Origin of the sequence: Kineococcus glutinatus, assembly GCF_039542765.1 — a bacterium.
Taxonomy (GTDB): domain Bacteria; phylum Actinomycetota; class Actinomycetes; order Actinomycetales; family Kineococcaceae; genus Kineococcus_A; species Kineococcus_A glutinatus.
Map to the genome: position 1 here is coordinate 1 of NZ_BAABIL010000204.1, position 18,702 is coordinate 18,702.

General features: G+C 69.1%; 14 protein-coding genes. 8 read left to right on the forward strand and 6 right to left on the reverse strand.

The annotated features are described in order from the left end of the window. Nucleotides 1-782, forward strand: a 782-nt coding sequence (locus ABEB16_RS08760) for an ATP-binding protein (RefSeq protein WP_345711874.1), incomplete at its 5' end; no start/stop codon positions are given. 221 nt (nucleotides 783-1,003) lie between these two features. Here the strand turns inward: ABEB16_RS08760 and ABEB16_RS08765 are convergent. Both ABEB16_RS08765 and ABEB16_RS08770 read right to left on the reverse strand, forming a co-directional pair. Continuing rightward, nucleotides 1,004-4,036, reverse strand: a complete 3,033-nt coding sequence (locus ABEB16_RS08765; RefSeq protein WP_345711875.1) for a PAS domain S-box protein — start codon at nucleotides 4,034-4,036, stop codon at nucleotides 1,004-1,006. Between the two features lie 67 nt (nucleotides 4,037-4,103). Then, entirely contained in the window at nucleotides 4,104-6,245 is a 2,142-nt protein-coding gene (locus tag ABEB16_RS08770; RefSeq protein ID WP_345711876.1) for a diguanylate cyclase domain-containing protein, read from the reverse strand. A gap of 192 nt (nucleotides 6,246-6,437) precedes the next feature. On the opposite strand from ABEB16_RS08770, the gene ABEB16_RS08775 reads away from it, so the two are divergent. Both ABEB16_RS08775 and ABEB16_RS08780 read left to right on the forward strand, forming a co-directional pair. Continuing rightward, complete coding sequence (locus ABEB16_RS08775; protein ID WP_345711877.1) at nucleotides 6,438-6,713, forward strand: hypothetical protein; 276 nt, start codon at nucleotides 6,438-6,440, stop codon at nucleotides 6,711-6,713. 92 nt (nucleotides 6,714-6,805) lie between these two features. Beyond that, nucleotides 6,806-9,160, forward strand: coding sequence for an EAL domain-containing protein (locus tag ABEB16_RS08780; RefSeq protein WP_345711878.1), 2,355 nt, complete (start codon nucleotides 6,806-6,808; stop codon nucleotides 9,158-9,160). Between the two features lie 420 nt (nucleotides 9,161-9,580). On the opposite strand, the gene ABEB16_RS08785 is transcribed toward ABEB16_RS08780, so the two are convergent. Further along, a complete protein-coding gene (locus tag ABEB16_RS08785) occupies nucleotides 9,581-9,934 on the reverse strand; it encodes a histone-like nucleoid-structuring protein Lsr2 (RefSeq protein WP_345711879.1) in 354 nt (117 codons plus the stop codon). 254 nt (nucleotides 9,935-10,188) lie between these two features. On the opposite strand from ABEB16_RS08785, the gene ABEB16_RS08790 reads away from it, so the two are divergent. Both ABEB16_RS08790 and ABEB16_RS08795 read left to right on the forward strand, forming a co-directional pair. Next, nucleotides 10,189-10,449, forward strand: coding sequence for a hypothetical protein (locus ABEB16_RS08790; RefSeq protein ID WP_345711880.1), 261 nt, complete (start codon nucleotides 10,189-10,191; stop codon nucleotides 10,447-10,449). A gap of 292 nt (nucleotides 10,450-10,741) precedes the next feature. After that, nucleotides 10,742-11,449, forward strand: a complete 708-nt coding sequence (locus ABEB16_RS08795) for a toll/interleukin-1 receptor domain-containing protein (RefSeq protein WP_345711881.1) — start codon at nucleotides 10,742-10,744, stop codon at nucleotides 11,447-11,449. Nucleotides 11,450-12,267: 818 nt separating this feature from the next. On the opposite strand, the gene ABEB16_RS22790 is transcribed toward ABEB16_RS08795, so the two are convergent. Continuing rightward, nucleotides 12,268-12,882 carry a JmjC domain-containing protein gene (locus tag ABEB16_RS22790; RefSeq protein WP_425560142.1) on the reverse strand — a complete coding sequence of 205 codons (615 nt, stop codon included), beginning with the start codon at nucleotides 12,880-12,882 and terminating at the stop codon, nucleotides 12,268-12,270. A 355-nt stretch (nucleotides 12,883-13,237) separates the two neighbouring features. Here ABEB16_RS22790 and ABEB16_RS08800 point away from each other — a divergent pair, with 355 nt between their 5' ends. After that, entirely contained in the window at nucleotides 13,238-13,504 is a 267-nt protein-coding gene (locus ABEB16_RS08800) for a hypothetical protein (RefSeq protein ID WP_345711882.1), read from the forward strand. 360 nt (nucleotides 13,505-13,864) lie between these two features. On the opposite strand, the gene ABEB16_RS08805 is transcribed toward ABEB16_RS08800, so the two are convergent. Beyond that, entirely contained in the window at nucleotides 13,865-14,311 is a 447-nt protein-coding gene (locus ABEB16_RS08805) for a hypothetical protein (protein WP_345711883.1), read from the reverse strand. A gap of 102 nt (nucleotides 14,312-14,413) precedes the next feature. Here ABEB16_RS08805 and ABEB16_RS08810 point away from each other — a divergent pair, with 102 nt between their 5' ends. Both ABEB16_RS08810 and ABEB16_RS08815 read left to right on the forward strand, forming a co-directional pair. Then, nucleotides 14,414-15,340, forward strand: a complete 927-nt coding sequence (locus ABEB16_RS08810) for an O-fucosyltransferase family protein (protein WP_345711884.1) — start codon at nucleotides 14,414-14,416, stop codon at nucleotides 15,338-15,340. Between the two features lie 269 nt (nucleotides 15,341-15,609). After that, nucleotides 15,610-17,892, forward strand: a complete 2,283-nt coding sequence (locus ABEB16_RS08815) for an EAL domain-containing protein (RefSeq protein ID WP_345711885.1) — start codon at nucleotides 15,610-15,612, stop codon at nucleotides 17,890-17,892. Nucleotides 17,893-17,902: 10 nt separating this feature from the next. On the opposite strand, the gene ABEB16_RS08820 is transcribed toward ABEB16_RS08815, so the two are convergent. After that, nucleotides 17,903-18,702: aldehyde dehydrogenase family protein (locus tag ABEB16_RS08820; protein WP_345711886.1), on the reverse strand; the 800-nt coding region annotated here is incomplete at its 5' end.

Below are 18,702 nucleotides of genomic sequence, written 5' to 3' on the forward strand. Positions count from 1 at the left end.
AGGCCGGCACGTTGCTCCGCCTGTCCGTCGGTGACAGCTCACCCGTGCAGCCGCAGTGGGTGCCGCATAGTGCAACCGCCACCACCGGTCGCGGCCTGATGCTGATCGCCGCGCTGAGCCGTGCATACGGCGTTGAGGTGCAGGCTGATGGCAGCGGCAAGGTGGTGTGGTGCGAGATCGATGTCGACAGCACCGCAGACGATGCCGCCGCCGCCGAGGCTGCGCTGGCTGCGCAGTGGGCATCGGTCGTCGATGAACTGGCGCGTCCAGCGCTGCCGCAGAACGAAGAGTCCGAAGCGACCACCCACCTGCAGCTGCTCAACTATCCGGTGCGGTTGGGTGTGCGGATGCGGGAGCACCGCGAAACGGTGCTCCGCGAGCTGCAACTGCTCTCTCTCAACCACAAGATCGATGACGTCGACACTGCAGCAGCCGCAGAGGACATCCGTCAGATCCTCGATACCCTCTACGGGCACCTGACATCAGCAGAGGCCCGGAACCTCCAAGCTCTGGCCGCCGGGCTCGACCACGTTGACCTCAGCTACGCGCGTCGTCCTGATCATCAGCAGCTCATCGACCGTTGGCGCCGCTGCATGAGCGCTTTGGAGCAGGTCAGTGCCCGCGGTGACCTGAGCCATCTGGCGACCCCGGTCGACATTCAGGTCCTGGAGCAGTGGATCGCCGATGAGCTGAGCCGCCAGCTCGCAGGCGCTCGACCTCTGCCCTGGCGAAGCGTTGACAGCCCTATGCACGGCGCTGACCTGGACGAGTTCAGCCGCTGAGCAGGGTGAAGTGGGTGGTCGTGTCCACATCAGCCGCTGCTGCGGCTCAGATGCACCCGTCGTGGCGCCCGACGATGGGCCCGGTGATGCGCTGGCCGGTGGCCAGGTCGATGCCGTGATCGGAGGGCACTGCTGCGGTGTCGCCCTTCGGTCACCGGCGAGAGCATCTGCTGCGACATCACCGTCGAGGCGGGTCGCGCCTACCGGCGGCCCACGTGGCATTAGGGCAGCCGGCTGGCCTCCAAGACGTGCCGCAGCTCGTCCGCGTGGTTGGCCTGCACGGCGTTGAGAGTCAAGGTGAAGCGGGATCCACCGCCGCTAGCTTCGCGGTAGGTGAGCTCACCGCCGTTGGCGTTGGCCAAGGTGCGGGCGATGTACAGCCCCAGGCCGGTGCCCTTCTTCTCCACCGCCACGCCGGTCGATGCGCGGGTGAAGCGGCCGAAGAGGTCAGGCACAAACTCTGCGGGCACGCCCTCCCCGGAGTCGACGACATCGAGGGCGACCTGGTCACCGTGGCGGCGGGCGCTGATGCGCAGCGGTGGGCGCCCGTACTTCAGCGCGTTGCCGAGCAGGTTGCCGAGGATACGCTCCACGTGACCGCGGTCGGCCAGGACCTGCACATCTCGTACACCAGCGGTGTCCACCGCGGCGGCATCGGCGCCGAGGCGCTCGAGGAGGTCAGCGACGAGCGCGGGGACGTGAATGCGGGTGGCGATGGCCACCGGGACCCCTTGGTCCAGTTGGGCCATCGTGAGGATGTCCTCGACCATCTCGTTGGCCCAGTGCCCTGCTCTGCGAACCCGCCCTAGGTACTGCTTCTTCTCTTCCTCGGACAGGTGGTCCCACGTGTCGAGGAGGAGTTCGGAGAACCCGATCGTCGTGGCCAGCGGCTGGCGCAGGTCGTGGCTGAGGGTGGCCACCAGGTCGTCCTTGAAGCGGTTGGCCTCCTCCAACTGCTGCACGGACGCAGCCAGTGCGGCCTGGGTGCGCAGCCGCTCGGACAGGTCCCGCACGATCGTCAGGGTCGCCTGCCCACCGGCGTCGGGCAGCGAGACCGTTGCGGCCTCTACGGGGACCGTCGTGCCGTCGGGGCGGCGCAGCGCGGTGACGAGAGATGCGGCTGCCCGCCCCGGCTGGGCGCCGCGGCGTGCCCGCCAGGTGTCGTGCTCGGCGTCGGGCACCAGCAGCAGTGATGTCGGCAGGGTGAGCAGTGCGGCGGCACGACGACCGGTCAGGCGCGCGAAGGCTTCGTTGACGTAGGTGATCTGCTCGCCGTGCTCGACGAGGACTCCCTCACCCACATCGCTGAGGGCGCGCAGGAGCCGGGAGTACACATCGCGCTGGCGGCGCAGCTTGTCCTCGGCGACCACCCTGTCGCTGACGTCGAACACCTGGCTGGCGATGTGCAGGGGCCGCCCGTCCTCGTCACGCACGACTGCGGTGGAGACTTGGGCGTGCACGATGTGCCCGTCGCTGTGGATGTGGCGCACCACACCTCCCACCGTGCCACCGCCTCCCTCGGCGATCGCGGCGCGCAGCGTCTCCCGCCGCGCCTCGAGGTCCTCGGGGTGCAGGAGGTCGCCCCAGTACCGCCCGTGCAGTTCCGCAGGACTGCGGCCCACCATGGCGGCTGCGGCGGCATTGACCCGCAGCACGGTGCCGTCCAGCCCCAAGTGGATGTTGCCGACCAGCGAGGCGTCGAAGGCCCTCTGCAGCTGCGCCTCGCTGTGGCGCAGCGCTATCTGCTGTCGCCGCTCGCGGGTGACGTCGTTCATGACCACGACGGCACCAAGGAGGGTGCCATCGGCACGGATCATCGTGCGCCCCGAACACACGACGGTGATCGGCTCACGTCCCGCGGGGGCGATGACCATCTCGACCCCCGTGGCGGAGCCGTCCCGCAGCACTGCTGCCAGAGGGATCTCTGAAGGTGCCAATGGCGTGGTCCCGTCAACAGCGAAGAGGTCGTAGGCGCCGGCATGTTCGGCAGGGTCGAGGGCGCTGTCGACGTCGAGGCCGTGCCAGTCATGGGCGGCGCGGTTGAAGAGCACTAGCCGCCCGTCGGCGCCGGCTACCACGATGCCGACGTCAATGGTCTCCAGCACCGCCTGCGTCAGCTCCCCGCGGGCCTCAGCCTCGGCCATGGCCAGCTCCGCTTGCAGCTGGGCTGCGACCGCCTGGAGGCGGGCCTGCTCGGCGAGACCGCGCTGCTCGGCCGCCTCGGCGGCAAGCCGCTCGCTGGCAGCAGTAGAGGCAGCCATGCGCGCGAGCAGCACGTCGCGCTCGTCGCGGCCCAGGGCGAGCGCTAGTCCCAAGACCGCCAGGACGGCGACGAAGAGCTGCACCACGACCGCCCGGGCAGCATCGTCGCCGACGAGGGCGAAGGGTCCGTACCCATCCAGCGTGAACAGGACCGCGACAGCGCCGACCACCAGGTCGTGGACGACGACGATCGTGGTGTCGAAGCGCAGCGCCACCCAGACGGTGAGCACGAGCAGAGGGAAGACGACGGGCAGATGGTCGAAGACTCTGAAGACGAGCACATAGGCGGTCGCCGAGCACGCAAGCGCCGCGATCAGCTCTAGCAAGCGCCACCGGTGCGGCCAGGACACGAGCACGATGGTGGCCTCCTGCCCGCCGGCGACCTGCCGGCGGGTGGTGAGGAGGCACCCGATGCGGAAGGCCACCGCAGCGATGAGCAGGATGCTCACGGTGTTGCGGGTCATCCAGACCAGCGCCGTCAGCCAGGACCAGTGCCCAGTCAGGAGCCACACCGAGGTGGGGCCGATGGCCGCACCGGCTGCGGTGGCGAGCACGGCTGCGGCCAGCAGCCGCACGAGCTGAGCCACCCCCGCCAGCGGCTCGTGCCCACCGGTGCCCCAGACCTGTGGGCACCAGCGGGTGAACAGTGCGCCGAAGGTGAGCACCTGCGCGATGTTGGCCACCACGAAGCAGCCCGCCAGCGCCGGGGAAGCCCCGGTGAGGGCGTTGAGACCGAAGGTGGCTGCCGACAGCAGAACCAGATCCAGCCACCGCGTGCCGGCCTGTCGTTGTGCGGCGAACCACGCCACCGCCATCCCCGCCGCTGGCCACACCAGGCTCAGGCTCGTGCCGTCCATCACGGTCAGGCGCCCCAAGAACACCGCGGCGCAGAACGCCGCGGCGAAGACGACGCTGCGCACTGCAGCTGCGCGCGGGTCGTCGGTGGTCGCGGCGAGCGGTCGCCGCGAGCGGGGGTGCCCGGGGGTGGGCATGCACGGCCTCCTGCATCGGTGGGCGCGCGGGTTCGGCGCCTGCGTCAGGAGGGCATCGGCGCGCTGCCTACCGCGCTGTAGCCACCGAACCCACCTCAGACCCGGCTCCTGGCGCGCTCAGCGCCTGTGGAGCCGTCTCCGGTTGTAGCGGCACGCCGGGTGCCGTGTGCAGCACGGTGGTGTCGCGGCCTGCCTGCTTGCCGCGGTAGAGGGCGGCATCGGCGCGGTCGACGACCTCGTCGGCCTGCAGTCCGGACGTCCACTCCGCGATGCCGACGGTGCAGGTCTGCCCGTGCGGAACCACGGCGCGGATGCGCTCAACGACAGTTCGCGCGTCCGCCGCAGTGCAGCCGGGCAGCGCCAGGACGAATTCCTCCCCGCCCCAGCGGGCCAGCGTGTCGATCGTGCGCAGGCACGAGGTGGCCGCCGCCGCGAAGTCGCGCAGGAGGGCGTCCCCCGCCAGGTGCCCGTGGGTGTCGTTGTAGCGCTTGAAGTGGTCCAGATCGAGCAGGGCCAGCGTGAGCGGAGCCCCGCTGCGCTCGGCGCGGTGGATCTCGGCGGCAACGGCCTCGTCCCAGCGGCGGCGGTTGGCCAGACCCGTCAGCGGGTCGCGTTCGGCGGCCTCGGCCAGGCGGGCCAGCAGGTCGGCCCGTTCGATGACGTGTGCCGCCTCTCCGGACAACGTCTGAAGCATTGGCAGGACGTGCGCTGGTAGGTCGTCCCGCCGCTCGCGCCACAGGACACCAAGAGCGCCGACCGTCCGGTTGCCTGTCAGCACCACCGGCTGCCAGACGCACGAGGCGATGCCGAGCTGCCGGGCCAGCTGCTGCGAGGCACGTGGATGGGCGGCGATGTCGGGGACGAACAGCGCCTCTCCGAGCTTCACGGCGGTCGCCGCCAGCGACGGTTCATCCGCACCCACGGCCACGGGCACGGCCGGCAAGCCTACCGAGGCGGTGGCGACGAAGCTGCCGTCGGGACCAGGCTGCAGCAGGCAGGCACCGTCAGCGCCGGTGAGGTTGCGCGCGGCCTCGCAGACCGCCTCGTGGGGGTCTTCGGCGGTGACCAGGATCCGTGAAGCCTGGGCCAGAGCCTCGACCCGGGCGGTGTGCTCGGCCAGTTCTGCGTGGGCCTCCGCCAGGGCGTCGTGCGCCTGCGTTAAGGCCGCCTCACGGGTACGGGCGGCGGTGACGTCGGTCATGGCGACGACGGCTCCCAGCGGGGTGCCGTCGCTGCGGCGCATCAGCCGCCCAGTGCACACCACGGTGCGCCGAGGAAGACCGGCCGGCGCCAAGACGATCTCCATGCCTTGCACGGAACCTTCGCGTAGGGCGCGGTGGAGCGGAGTCTCTTCGGGGCCCAGTGCGGTGACGCCGTCGGCGGCGAACAGAGCCTTGGCTCGTGCGCGCTCAGCCGAGGTCAAGTCCGCGTCGACGTCGGCGCCGTACCAGGCGCGGGCGGTCGGGTTCAGCATCGTGAGGTGTCCGTCAGGGCCGGCGACGGCGAGCCCGACGTCTACGGTGTCGGCCACCACCTCGCTCAGCTCCCAGCGGGCCTCGGCCTCGTTCATCGCTAGGACGGCCAGCTCGCGGGCCTCGGCGGTCTGCTCGGCCTGCTCCGCGGCGAGCCGCGCCTGCCGCCGGCGCTCGAAGAGCCCGACGAGGACCCCCGCGAGGTCCTCCAGGACGGACATCTGCACCTCGTTGAGCTGCCCGGGTACGGTGTCGAAGACACACAACGACCCCAGCGCGTGCCCGGTGGGGCTCATCAGCGGGGCCGACGCGTAGAAGCGCACGCTCGCGAGTCGGCCGTCCACCCAGGGGTTGTGGACATAGCGCGGGTCGCAGCTCGCGTCGGGGACATGGACCAGCTCGCCGGACTCAAAGTGCAACGCGCACATGGAGTCCCCGCGAGCGGAGTCGGCGCCCTCGAAGCCCACCGTGGTCAGCTGGCACTGGCGGTTCTCGTCGATGAGGTTGAGCGTCGCGTGTGGTACGCCAGCCACCACCGCTGCTGCTCGTACCACAGCGGTCAGCTCATCATCGGCCGGTGCGTCCAGCAGCCGGTACTCGTGTAGAGCCGCCACCCGCGCCAGCTCAGAAGGCGTCGTCGCCGGAGAGGGGACAACCTCGACCGCGGCAGGCTCCAGCTCCGCGGCCTCCGCCTCGATGACCGCCTCGGCAACCGCGAGCCAATCCTCCTTGTCCACCGTCCCTCATCGGCCACTTCGCCCACGGCCTTGAGCACACGACGGTCCTCGATGATGGCCGGGCCGGGCCGCGAGGAGGCAGCGCTGGTGCATCAGCTGCTGTCCCAGGGTTCGCTGCGCCGGCGCCGCTCCTTTGGTTGGCTGCCACGTAGGGATCTCCCGCTCACTGCAGCATGATCAAGCTGCGCGACCTTGATCGTGCAGGGGCTGATCACCGGCTGCACCTGTGGGCAGGTGCCGGCCGAGCACTTCGGCTGCTTCGGGGCGATGCGCTGGCGCCGGCTGCGGCACTGCACGCGGTCCGAGATCTGGGCGCGCCTGTACGAGATGCTGCCGAAGGGGGTAAAGGCAACCGGACGCCTGAAGCCGGGACCGCAGTGGTGGACTGGTCACGCGCGAGGGTCGAAACACCACCTGCTCACTGATGGTAGTGGCGTCAAGTTGGTCGTGACGCAGTGCGCGGATTGACCCGCGCATGGCGCAAGCATTCGGGCGAACCGTGTCAAGCGGACTACACGGGGTGGCGATGGACAGGCCGAGAAGGAACCGCCAGTCGCCCAGTGGAGCAGATCATGATCAGCAACCGAGCTACGCTTGCCGTCTTCTACGGCACCGGTGGCCTCCTGCTGCTGCTCGTGGCTCACAGCACAGCCTGGCGGCACGTCAACACCGCGCTGCTGGACGGGCTGGCGGGCATCACCTTGAGCACTGCGGTACTGCTCAGCTGCCTGCGTCAGCTACGCCCAGCGCTCATGCACGTCCTGCTCATCACCGGCTCAGCCGTCATCGCACTCGCTGTTCGCGCTGCGGACGGTGGCATACCCAGCGGCGCCGTCTCGATGTTCACTGTCTGGGTCGTAGTGTACGGCTCCCTCTTCCTGCCCCGGCGGCAAGCTGCACTGCATGCGGTGGTGGCTCTGGGCAGCACGGCGATCGCCCTGCGGCTAGTCGAAGCGACTGAGTCGGCCCTGCTGCACACCGCCCTCTTGGTGGCGGTCGTCGGCACCATGGGCCTCGTCGCCGGCGCGCTGACGCGGCGAACTCGCGTGCTGTCGACGACCGATCCCCTAACGGGTCTGCTCAATGAAGTCGGCCTGAGCCATGTTGTCGCAGGCGGCCTAATCGCGGTCGACGAGTGCACCCCCGGGCTCCTCCTCCTGATCGACATCGACCACTTCGGCGAGCTGAACCAGGCGCTGGGCCGCGACGGTGGTGACGCCGTGCTACAGCACCTCGCCCGGGCCTACGAGCGCGAGCTGGCCGAAGGCGGCAGCATCGCCAGGCTCGGTGGTGACGACTTCGTCGTCTGGCTACCGAGCGCTGCTGCGCTCAGGCCCGAACTGAGCCGTGACCTGGACGGAACGTCTAGAGAAGTGGAGCGGCTCATCACCGCGATCACCGCCCGCGCCAACGGGACGTTCGACATCGACGACATCGCGGTCGAGGTCGATGTCACAGTTGGCGCGGTGCTAGTGGCTGAGGGCCGCTCCGCAAGCCTCAAGACTCTTCTTCAGCGAGCAGACACCGCTCTGCGCGCTGCCCGGCAGGCGGACCTGCCGGTACGGCTCTGGCATCCCGCCCTTGAAGCACGCACGGCCGAAAGCCTCAAGCTGCAGGCGGAGCTGCGCTGCGCGATCACCGACGGGCAGCTCAGGGTGCACTACCAGCCTCTAGTCGATGCGCACAGCCGGCAGATGCGGGGCGTGGAGGCGCTGGTGCGCTGGCAGCATCCCCGCCTCGGACTGCTGACCCCAGCTGCTTTCATCCCGGAAGCAGAACGCAGCTCCACCATCGTGGCCCTCACGGAGTGGGTGCTGCATGAGGCCGTCGACCAGGCTGCCTCGTGGGCTCGTGCTGGACGCCCGCTGCGCGTCTCAGTAAACCTGTCAGCCCGGCTGCTCGCGCACGAAGGTTTGGCTGCATACGTCGAGACGCAACTGCGTCGCAGTGGGCTACCACCAGAGCTGCTGATGCTGGAGGTGACCGAGAGCGCCGTCACCGCCCAGCCGCGCCGGGCAGCTGCTGCTCTCGCAGAGCTGCGCTCGCGGGGCATCTGCACCGCGCTGGACGACTTCGGAACGGGCTACACCAGCCTAGCCATGCTGCAGGACTTCCCCTTCGACGAGTTGAAGGTGGACCGCCGCTTCGTCGCCAATGCGTTGAACAGCGCCGGCGATGAGGCCATCGTGCGGGCCGTGGCCGAATTGGCTCACCGCATGGGCTTCGAGGTCGTCGGCGAAGGCGTGGAGGACGAGGCGACCAGCCGACTGCTCGCCGGACTCGGGTACGACCTGTTGCAGGGCTACCACTTCAGCCGACCGGTACCGGCCGTCGACGTCTTGGCGCTGGACTGCGCGCCGACGCCGCAGGTGGCCCGCACGCTCACGCCAGCCCAAGAGCAGGCACGGGCCACTTCGGCGGATCAGCACGCCACGCTCATCGACAACGATGATCCCATTCTGCGAGAGCTGACGGCCGTAGCCGCAAGGGTCATCGACGTGCCGGTGGCCATGGTCACCCTCATCGGCAAGACCGAGCAGCACATGCTCGCACCCGTCGGCACCGACTCCTTCTCCATGGCACGCGAGGACACCTTCTGCCACCACGTCGTCAACGAGAGCGACCTCATCCAGGTACCCGACACCACCGCTGATGTCCGCTTCAAAGGCATTCCCATCGTCAAGAGCGGCCCGCACATCCGCTTCTACGCCGGCGCACCGATCACCGATGCCGCCGGACACGTGCTGGGTACCGTCTGCGTCCTCGACCAGAGGCCCCGCACCCTCAGCGCGGTGGAGGCAGACGTGTTGCGAGGACTGGCGCGGGCGGCTGCAGCACGCCTGGCGAGCCGCGTCGACGCTGCCAGTATCCAACCGTTGCCTGATCTGGTCGACGCGCCGAGCCTTGCCAACTGAAGGTCGTGGCGGGGAGCCGCGGCACGTCTTGTCACTCGAGGAGCAGCGCGTCCCCGCCGGTATAACCCTTGCTTCAGCGCACCGCTCGTGTGGCGCACAGGCTAGGGACAAAGCTAGAGGTGCACAGCGTCGCAGCTGACCGCAATTTTGATTACGCCAGGACAACCACGTCAAGTTGAGGGAGCTGGCCGCGCAGATGGATGAAGCATCCGCGCGGCCAGCTCCTAGTCGCCAACATCGCACGGGCGGCGCAGACAGGTCAAGGCAGACAGACCACATCACCACGCCAGGTGCATGCTGGCAAGGTCTGGCGTTTACCCGCATCGTGCCTACCGAGCAGTCAAGCGAAATCGATGCAGCGGTGCGAACGATGGAAACCTCGCCGCGACCGGCACTGAGCTCAGGAGCTTACGGATGCCCTCAGCTCGCGTGCGCCTCCTGATACTTCGCCAGGAGCTCATTGGAGATGCGGCCGCGGTCGCTCACCTTGTGGCCATGCTCGCGAGCCCAGGTGCGCACTGCGTTCAAGTCGACAGCAGTGATTGACTTAGTGGACGTTGCCTTACCGCGCCGCTGACGCCCCGCTCCACTGCTGCGACCGTTCGTCTGCCGACCAGCCTCGACGTACGGGGCAAGCACCTCGTGTAGCTGGTCGATGTGCTCGTCACTCAGGTCGATCTCATACTCCACGCCGTCGAGGGAGAAGCGGACGGTGGCTGTCGCCTCACTACCGTCGAGGTCATCGATGAGCTGCACGGTCGTCTTCTGCGCCATGATCGCCATCATGCATCACAAACATCTAGCAAGCAAATATCGGTATCACCTGAGAGACTACGCCAATGGAGGCAGAGGTCAGCGCAGCGCTCGTGGGCACAGCGCTAGGAGGCGCACTTGGCTACGTCGGTCAATGGCTCACCCAGAGGTGGTCGAAGGGCGCTGAGACGAAGTCACGAGCTCGTAGCGCCGCGTCGGACCTGATAACGGCAGCCCAGCTATACGCAGGCACTTGGACGAAGCTAAATGCCTTTGTGCGCAAGCCCAGCGCGTATCACGACGACAAGGCGCTTTACCAAGAGTTGCTCGCGCATAACACGGCCGTGATGACGGCTGTATCGGTCTGCGGCCTACTCTGTCCGGATGAGATGTTCCCAGAGGTCTATGAAGTTCGAGATCAGGTCATCAAGACTATGGACAAGGTGATCGAAACGGACCGCGATGACTACTTGCATCCGGTGCAGTCCGCAATCAACCAGCTCATCAATACGAGCCGTCGACACTTGAATGGATAATGAAGAAGGGGGCGCGAGCTAAGCCTTGCCCACTCCATTTTTGCGCTCCCGCACAAGGGGGCGCTAGGTCGATTGACCTTGCGCCCCTCCGATGCGACGCCCGCGACCGCCGCCTGTCATGGCGCGCTTCGAGCGCATGCGCTCAGCAGGTCGGGCGTACTACAAGCTGAGCCGATCAGACTCGCTGACTGATCGTGCCGCCGGACGTTCTGTCGTAGCTCGACGCATTCTGGATCGCCTGAGTCCCACCGAGTGACCACGAGATGTCGGACCCCTCCTCTAGCCTGCCCGTATGGCGCAATGCACAGCTCCCTCTCAGGGCCACCGAACCGCGAGTGGGCGTGCAGCCTGCCCAGCGTGTGGCGGTCGGGGGTCTTACCGCTCGTCGTACCCGTCGTACGGCGGATCCAGCTACGACCGGTCGTCCGGCGAGTCGCGCTACCGCAGCTCGTCCGGCGGGTCGTCTGGTGGGACCTCCCGTCGGACAAGGGCTGGCCGGTCGGTCTCCTACACCCCGACGGAGTGGCGGACCGTTCAGCCGTATGCCGAGAAGGCGGCGCAGCAGGCTCACGTCAACCCCGACCATCGTGACCTCTTTCTCTGCCATGCATGGCCCGACCGGCAGGGAAGCGCGGCCGATCTGCACGCCCATCTGAAGACGAACGGTGCGACCGTGTGGTTCAGCGAGGAAGACATTCCTCTCGGCTCGCTGATGACCCGCGAGATTGACAAGGGGCTGCGCAATTCCCGCATCGGCATCGTGTTGGTGACGCCAGCGCTGCTGGAGAGCATCAAGAACGAGGGCATCGCCGAGAAGGAGCTCGCCGTGCTGCTCGGCAGCAACCGAGTCATCCCGGTCACGCATGGGGTCACCTTCGACCAGCTCTACGACGTCAGCCCCATGCTCGCCTCGCACGCAGGTCTGAGCACCGCCGAGTCCTCGCTGGACGACGTGGCCGCCAAGATTGCTGCGGCTGCCGCTGCCCTCCCCGCCCTTTGACACTTGTCCACCCGAGTACCTACGGGCGGACGTCGAGGCTGTCCGAGGAGCACTGAGGCTTTGTCAGTAGCGGGCCGCTACTACTGCGTCAGCGAGGACCTGCCTTGGCCCGAGCTTATGGAGCACCAGCGGCAGGTGGATGTAGCCGAGCCATCGCTAGGAGCACGGGCCGGCAAGCACTACAAGCTTCTTGACGAGCTCGTCCGAAGAGTGCGCACTCCAGGAAAGGAATGAGTGGTACAGCCGCCGCGAGTCGCCGTCACACTCGGCGCTTCGCTGCACGCCCGGGCCGCCATGCGACCAGCGCTGGACGTGGAGAAGTTGGCCAAGGCTCTTGCTTTGCTGGCTCAGGAGCTCGCCAAGCGGCAGCCGAGAGATAAGTAAGAAGTCTAAAAGCATGAAGTAGCATGGGGATATGTGGCATCACTCCACCTCGCTTAAACGGCAACTGACAACCTGACCGCTCCCCATGCCTACATTATACGACTGGGAGAATTGTAGACGACCTAATTGCAGTCGTCGTTGTTGCCCTTGCCCGCGGGCAGGTTGCCTTCTGCGTCGTAGACGGCGGTCGACTTGTCACCCTGGTCGTTTGTAGTCGTTTGGTAGTGACCACCGGGGACCGTCGGGCATCCGTGCTGTTGACAGTCAGCTTCTCGCCGCCGCCGATGTCTTCGCGCATACCTTCGCCTGGCTCACGGTTGGCCATGATGACTCCCACGTTGGAGTGGATATGTGCATCGGCCTACCGTCCGCCAAGGCCCTGCGGGTCGAGGTGACGGCACCGTAGGTCCACCACAAGTAGGCGGCAAGCGCCGTCATGGAGCTGCTGCAAGCTGTCGAATAAAGTTGAAGCTAAGGTGTACCGAACCGGTGGCCGTGCGCGCCCTGTGCGGTATGCCCTCTGGGAGGAGGAGCGCGTCGCCTGAGCGGAGCGCGTAAGACTCGAGCGGGCCGCGCGTCTCCCCCTCAGCAGTCAAGCCATCTGCACAGACGGAGCATTCGAAAATTTTATCACCCGAAACCTGCACAATAAGGGCGTCCCAGGCATCAGTGTGCAGGGAAAAACTCATGGCTTGGGGCGGCGCGATATACGCGGAACAGCTGAGCCGAAGGCCGCTACGCGCTTGAAGCTCAGCGCAGATTGAGTTGAGTGCACCGAGCCTCGCATGAAGGGATTGCAAGATGAGCGTGTGTCCAGCACGCCAGTACACGTCGGCGGCTTGTCCACTATCCGGATAGTACAATGCCGCTGGACTAGCGAAGGCTACTTGCCCGTCCTGCACTTGCGTCGATATCGGCAAGCGCAAATGCGGTTCGAGTGCAGCACGAAAGGCTGCTCCAACATTGTGGCCGAAGACGCTCGCACTTGGACGAGACGATAAACATAGATAGCTGCCCCAAAGCAGTGAGGCCAGTTCGCGCGTCTCCATAATGGGGCGGGCAACAAGACGCTTCTCAGTTGCCAATAGCAATGTGCTGATGAGCCCCACGGGGACCCGAGGCTACATAGCGATACATGTCAGGACTGTCGACCATAGTCGCCGCAACTTGCGCGGCTGCGGCATCGAGGTCAGAGGTGCTGATGTCCGAATCAGAAGTTGTCAAGACGTCACCCACAAGCTCGTGGAGCGACAAGGGGGTTTCCATGAAGTCTCACCCTCCCGTGCTGCGACAGGTTGGGCGCAGGGTACCAGTCACAACAAATATTGTAAATGCTTCCTTGAGCGCAATAAAGGAAATTGATACAATTTGAGGGAGATGATACAAGACGATTCGACCATTAAGATGCAAGAGGCCCTCGCGGATGTTGCGCACAAAGTAGCCACATTGCGCGCTTGGGCGGGCTTGAGTGATGAGCACATCAACTTTGGTGTCGCAACAGCGCGGCGCGATTCAGCCATAGCACGCGCACTGCAAGAACCTTCATTGCGCCTACAGCTGAGCAGCATGCTCGGCGAAGCCAGCTTTACTTGGCATAAGTCACTAAACAGGCTCGATACGCGTGTGGCCGATGACCTGGTGACGATCTTTTTATCACCAAAGAAGGACTGACTGTACTCCTGAGCATGACTCAGTGACAATACTCTCGAAAAGTTGTGCCAGCTGGCTCGTCATGCGCATTTCTCTAGAGCGCCGTATCGAGACATCGGCCTGCCCGAAACCTGTTGTACCGGTCACCGAGTCAGGCCAAAGGTTGTGTCACTCCAGCAGTCGACAAGATCACCTGAGGGCATGAACCTAGTCAGAGTCACAATCTTCGACGACCAGCTCCATAGCCCGTGCAGGCGCGCGTGTTGATGCAGGCGAACTCGGACCAAAAGAAACTGCTGAGGAAGTCCGCCTTCCTGGTCCTAGATACCGCCATATTGCAGCGACGAGATGAGTGACCGGCGCTCCCCCGTCGCGTCGTCCCTAACTGCCGGTGCGGTCACGCATCACCACGCCTGCATCCCGCAGCGCCCGCCACACCACCCGCTGCGTCAGCCCGAGCTCGGCAGCGACCCGGGCCGTGGACAAGCCGGCTTCATAGAGGCTGACCGCCTCCTGGAGCCGCTCGGTCGGGAAGCTGCTGCCCGAACGCAAGACCACGCCTTGCGCCACGAGGCAGGCCCGGATGGTGCCACGGTGGACGTCCAGTTCGCGGGCCAGCTCGACCATGGTGGCGCCCGCCTGGTAGCGCGTCACCACCTGGGTGATCTCATCTTGGCGCAGCAGGCGGGTCCGCCGCTGCAGCGTCCTTACCTGCTGGGGCAGCGCATCAGGAGTGAGTGCCGTGGCTTCTTGCGGCGGCAGGGTCTGCGCCTTGATCAGGCGCTCCAGAGGTGGGCGAAGGCTTGAAAGGAAGGTGCGCAGGCGCACCCAGCGTCGCCGCGAGCCAGCGGCCCGGGCCCGCTCCGCGCCGTCACCGGCCGTGCCGGGCGCGTCATTGACAGGTGCGGCACCAGCACACAGGGTGCGCCCATGACTGTGCTCCCCAGGCCGTCGCTGATCGCCTACAACGGCTACGACACGGGTCTCGGCAACCGCGTCAGGGTGGTGCTCAGCGCCCAGAGCCTCGCGGAGCACGAGGGGCGCCGGTTCTACTACGTGTGGCCGACCGGGCCGAGGTTCGGCCCCCGCTTCGCCGACCTGTGGGTGCACCCGACGCGGGGCCGGGTGGTCCCGCGGGCCCTGTCGCGGGGGCTGGCACGCCTCTACCCGTACGTGGACGAGTCCCTGACGTGGCTGGACGACGCCAAGCGCGCCGAGCGCGTCTGGCAGGTGCGCACGGGCAACGCCCTGGCCCTGCCCGCCGGCGCGGCGCCGTGGGAGGACGCCTTCCGCGCCCTGGAGCCGGTCCCGGCGATCCGCGAGCGGGTCGGCCGCTTCTTCGACGCCAACCTGCGCGGCGAGCCGTACGTGGGGGTGATGATCCGCGCGCACACCGTCTCGCACCGCCGGACGCGGGAGACCTCGCCGGTGGAGTGGTTCGTCGAGCGCATGCAGGAGATCCGGCGGCACGACCCCTCGACGCGCTTCTTCGTCTCCTGCGACGTGCCGGAGGTCGCCGCCCGGGTCACCGCGGCCGTGCCCGGCTCGTGCACCCAGCTGGACAAGGGCGCGTACAACTCCACCGAGGGGGTGCGCGCCTCGATCGCCGACCTGTACCTGCTGGCGTCGTCGGGCCACCTGATCGGCCCGCACTTCTCCAGCTTCGTGCACCTGGCCCAGCACCTCGTGCGGGAGCGGCTGGACTTCGAGACGCCCCTCACGCAGGCCGCCGGGCCGGTGGACCACCGTCGCCACGGCGTCGTCCGCGACCCGTTGCGCCCCGCCCACCGCGACGTCGACACCGCCCCGGGTGCGCCGTCCGGGACCGGTGCCGCGCAGGAGCGCCGTCCGGGCTGAGCGGTGTGACGCACGTCACCCTCAGGCGGGGTAACGCGGGCGGCGGAGGTGCCGATGTGACCGCTGGGCCCGGGGGGCCCGCGCCGGGGTCCGGGGGGACCGCCGCCGCGGGACGGGCCCGCGCAGGGGGGAACGCGGTGTCGCGTCTGGTGGCGGGGGGCTGCCACCAGACGCCGCACACCCGTCCGGGTGCTGCTGCACCAGGTCGCGGCCCGGCGCGCCGATGACGAGGACATGTCCCACGACGGTCCTGGCCGCGGAGCAGCGAGGTGATCTCCTCGCGCACCACCCTCGCCACGTTCTTCGCCCTCGGCGGCGCACTCCTGCTGCTCGTCGTCGCCACCCCGACGTGGCAGGCCGTGGACCGCCCGCAGCTGACGCTGTTCGGCGTCCTGGCCCTCGCGGTGGCCGGGGCCCTGCTGCGGCTGCGGCGGCTGCCGCGGGCGCTCACCCACATCCTGCTGCTGCTGGGCACGGTCCTCGTCGCCCTCGCCGTGCACGCCGGCCGCGGCGGTGCGCCGAGCGCGCTCATCGCGATGTTCAGCTGCTGGATCGCCATCCACGGCGCCCTCTTCCTGCCCCGCGGGCAGGCGGCGCTGCACGTGGCCGCCGCGCTGACCGGCGCCGCGGGTGCGCTGCTGCTCGTCGAGCCGGGTCCCACCGCCGCGCTGGAGGCCGTCCTGGTCTGGGCCGTCACCAGCTCCTCCGGCCTCGTCGTGGGGTCGCTGACCCGGCGCAACGGCCTGCTGTCCACCACCGACGCCCTCACCGGCACCCTCAACGAGGCGGGGCTGGCCGAGGTCGTCCACCACGACCTGGCCGGGGTGGACGAGGGCTCCCCCGGCCTGCTCGTCCTCTTCGACATCGACCGGTTCGGCGAGCTCAACCAGGCCCTCGGCCGCGACAGCGGCGACGAGCTGCTGCGGCAGGTGGCGCGGGCGCACCGCCGGGCGCTGGCCGGGCACGGCACCGTCGCCCGCCTCGGCGGTGACGACTTCGCCGTGTGGCTGCCCCGCGTCCCCGACGCCCTGCGCCACCCCGTCCACGGGCTCGACCCGGAGCGGATGGCCCGGATGGTGGCCGAGCAGGCCGGCGGCCCGTTCGAGCTGGCGGGCGTGGCGGTCGACGTCGACCTCACCTTCGGCGCCGTGCTGGCCCCCGTGCACGGCCGCGACCTCACCACCCTGCTGCAGCGCGCCGACACCGCCCTGCACGCCGCCCGGCGCGCCGACCGGCAGGCGCAGCTGTGGAGCCCGGAGCTGGACGAGCACACCGCCGACGGGGTCGAGCTGCAGGCGCAGCTGCGCACCGCCGTCACCGAGGGACAGCTGCGGCTGCACTACCAGCCCCTCGTGGACGCCCACGGCCTCGGGGTGCGGGGGGTGGAGGCGCTGGTGCGCTGGCAGCACCCCACCCGCGGGCTGCTGGCGCCGGGTGCGTTCCTGCCCGAGGCCGAGCGCACCCCGGTGATCGTCGCGCTGACGGACTGGGTGCTGGGCGAGGCGCTGCGGCAGGCCGCGGCGTGGCTGCGGCGGGGCCGGCCGCTGCGGGTGTCGGTGAACCTCTCGGCGCGGCTGGTCGCCCACGAGGGGCTCGTGGCGCAGGTCCGCGACCACCTCGCGGCCAGCGGCGTGCCCCCGCACCTGCTCGTGCTGGAGGTCACCGAGAGCGCGGTGACCGCCCAGCCCCGGCGTGCGGCGGCCACCCTCGCGGAGCTGCGGGCGCTGGGCGTGGGCCTGGCCCTGGACGACTTCGGCACCGGCTACACGAGCCTGGCGATGCTGCGGGACCTGCCCTTCGGGGAGCTGAAGGTGGACCAGCGCTTCGTGCGCGGCGCCCTGCGCGGCGGCGGTGACGAGGCGATCGTGCGCTCGGTGCTGGAGCTGGGGCACCGGCTGGGGCTGGAGGTCGTCGCCGAGGGCGTGGAGGACGACGCGACGCGCCGGCTGCTCGCCGAGCTGGGCTACGACCTGCTGCAGGGCTACCACTTCAGCCGGCCCGTGCCGGCGGCGGAGGTGGAGGCGCTGTCCTTCGCCTCCGCCGCACCCGACGTGGCGGTGCTGCTGGTACCGGAGGTGGAGGCGGGCCGGGCGCGCGCCGCCGAGGAGGCCGCGGCGCTGACCGGGCCGGACGACCCCGTGCTGCGGGAGCTGGCAGCCATCGCCGCCCGGGTCCTGGACGTGCCCACCGCGATGGTCAGCCTCGTCGGGGGCGCCGAGCAGCTCGTGGGCGCAGCCGTGGGCACGGCGCCGGCCGCGGTCCCGGTGGAGTGGTCCTTCTGCCGCCACGCGCTGACCGTCGACGGGGTGCTGCAGGTGCCCGACGCCGGCGTGGACCCGAGGTTCCGGGACCTGCCCTCCGTGGTGGGCGCGTCCGGCGTCCGCTTCTACGCGGGCGCACCGGTGCGGGACGCGGCCGGCCGGGCGCTGGGCGCCGTGTGCGTGCTGGACGACCGGCCGCGCACCCTCACCGCCGCGCAGGAGGAGGTGCTGCGGGGGCTGGCCCGCGCGGCGGGCGCCCGCCTGGTGTCGCTGGTGGGCGCCGCCGCGTAGGCCGGGGCGCTCAGCCCTCCAGGCCGGCGGCCACCGCACCCGCCCCGGGCGGCAGCACGACGAACTGCCGCAGCGCGAGGTCGGGGAAGGTCACGGGGCCGCGGGGGCCGGGGACCCGGTCGACGCTGATGCCCGTCTCCGGCACCCCCAGCAGGCGGTAGCCGTCGAGCAGGCGCGTGGTGGTGTTCCAGAACCCGCCCGTGCCGTCCCAGGCGCCCAGGAAGTCCAGCGCGGCCTGCTCGTCCTCGGCGCACACGGTCGCCGCGATGCCGCTGGTCTCCGCGCCGGCCAGCGCCGCGGCCTCCGCGGGCCCGCCGGTGGGGGCGATGGTGACGGTGGCCTCCCGGCCGGGGTCCAGGGCCCACTCGTGCCCCAGCGGCAGCTCGTGCGGGGGCAGCACCGGGCGCACCCCGGCGGCGGTGAGCGCCTCGACGGCCACCGCGCTCAGCTCCTCGAAGCGGTCGCGGTCCACGAGCAGCAGGTTGAGCCGGTTGCACACCCCGAGGCGGTCCACGCCGGCGCCGACGAGGGCCCGCAGCCGCTGCGGGTCGGCGGAGGCGTGGGCGTAGAGCACCCCCCCGCCGTCGGCGTGGGCGAGGACCCGCACCCCCGCGGCGGCGCCGAGGGCGCCGAGGCGGCGGGTGGTCTCCCCGCTGCCGCGGACGATGACGAGCGGCAGCAGGTCGGGCTGGGCGACGAGGGCCTCGGCGGCGGCGTGCCCGGGTTCGCGGACCAGGGACACCGCGCCCGCGGGCAGGTCGGCCTCGGCGAGGGCGGGGGCCAGGACGTCGTCGACGAGGCGCGCGGCGG

Coding starts and splice junctions, on each gene's coding strand:
- ABEB16_RS08765 (WP_345711875.1), bottom strand. CDS start 4,036: ATGCCCACCCCCGGGCACCCCCGCTCGCGGCGACCGCTCGCCGCGACC.
- ABEB16_RS08800 (WP_345711882.1), top strand. CDS start 13,238: ATGCAAGAGGCCCTCGCGGATGTTGCGCACAAAGTAGCCACATTGCGC.
- ABEB16_RS08785 (WP_345711879.1), bottom strand. CDS start 9,934: ATGGCGCAGAAGACGACCGTGCAGCTCATCGATGACCTCGACGGTAGT.
- ABEB16_RS08810 (WP_345711884.1), top strand. CDS start 14,414: ATGACTGTGCTCCCCAGGCCGTCGCTGATCGCCTACAACGGCTACGAC.
- ABEB16_RS08795 (WP_345711881.1), top strand. CDS start 10,742: ATGGCGCAATGCACAGCTCCCTCTCAGGGCCACCGAACCGCGAGTGGG.
- ABEB16_RS22790 (WP_425560142.1), bottom strand. CDS start 12,882: ATGGAGACGCGCGAACTGGCCTCACTGCTTTGGGGCAGCTATCTATGT.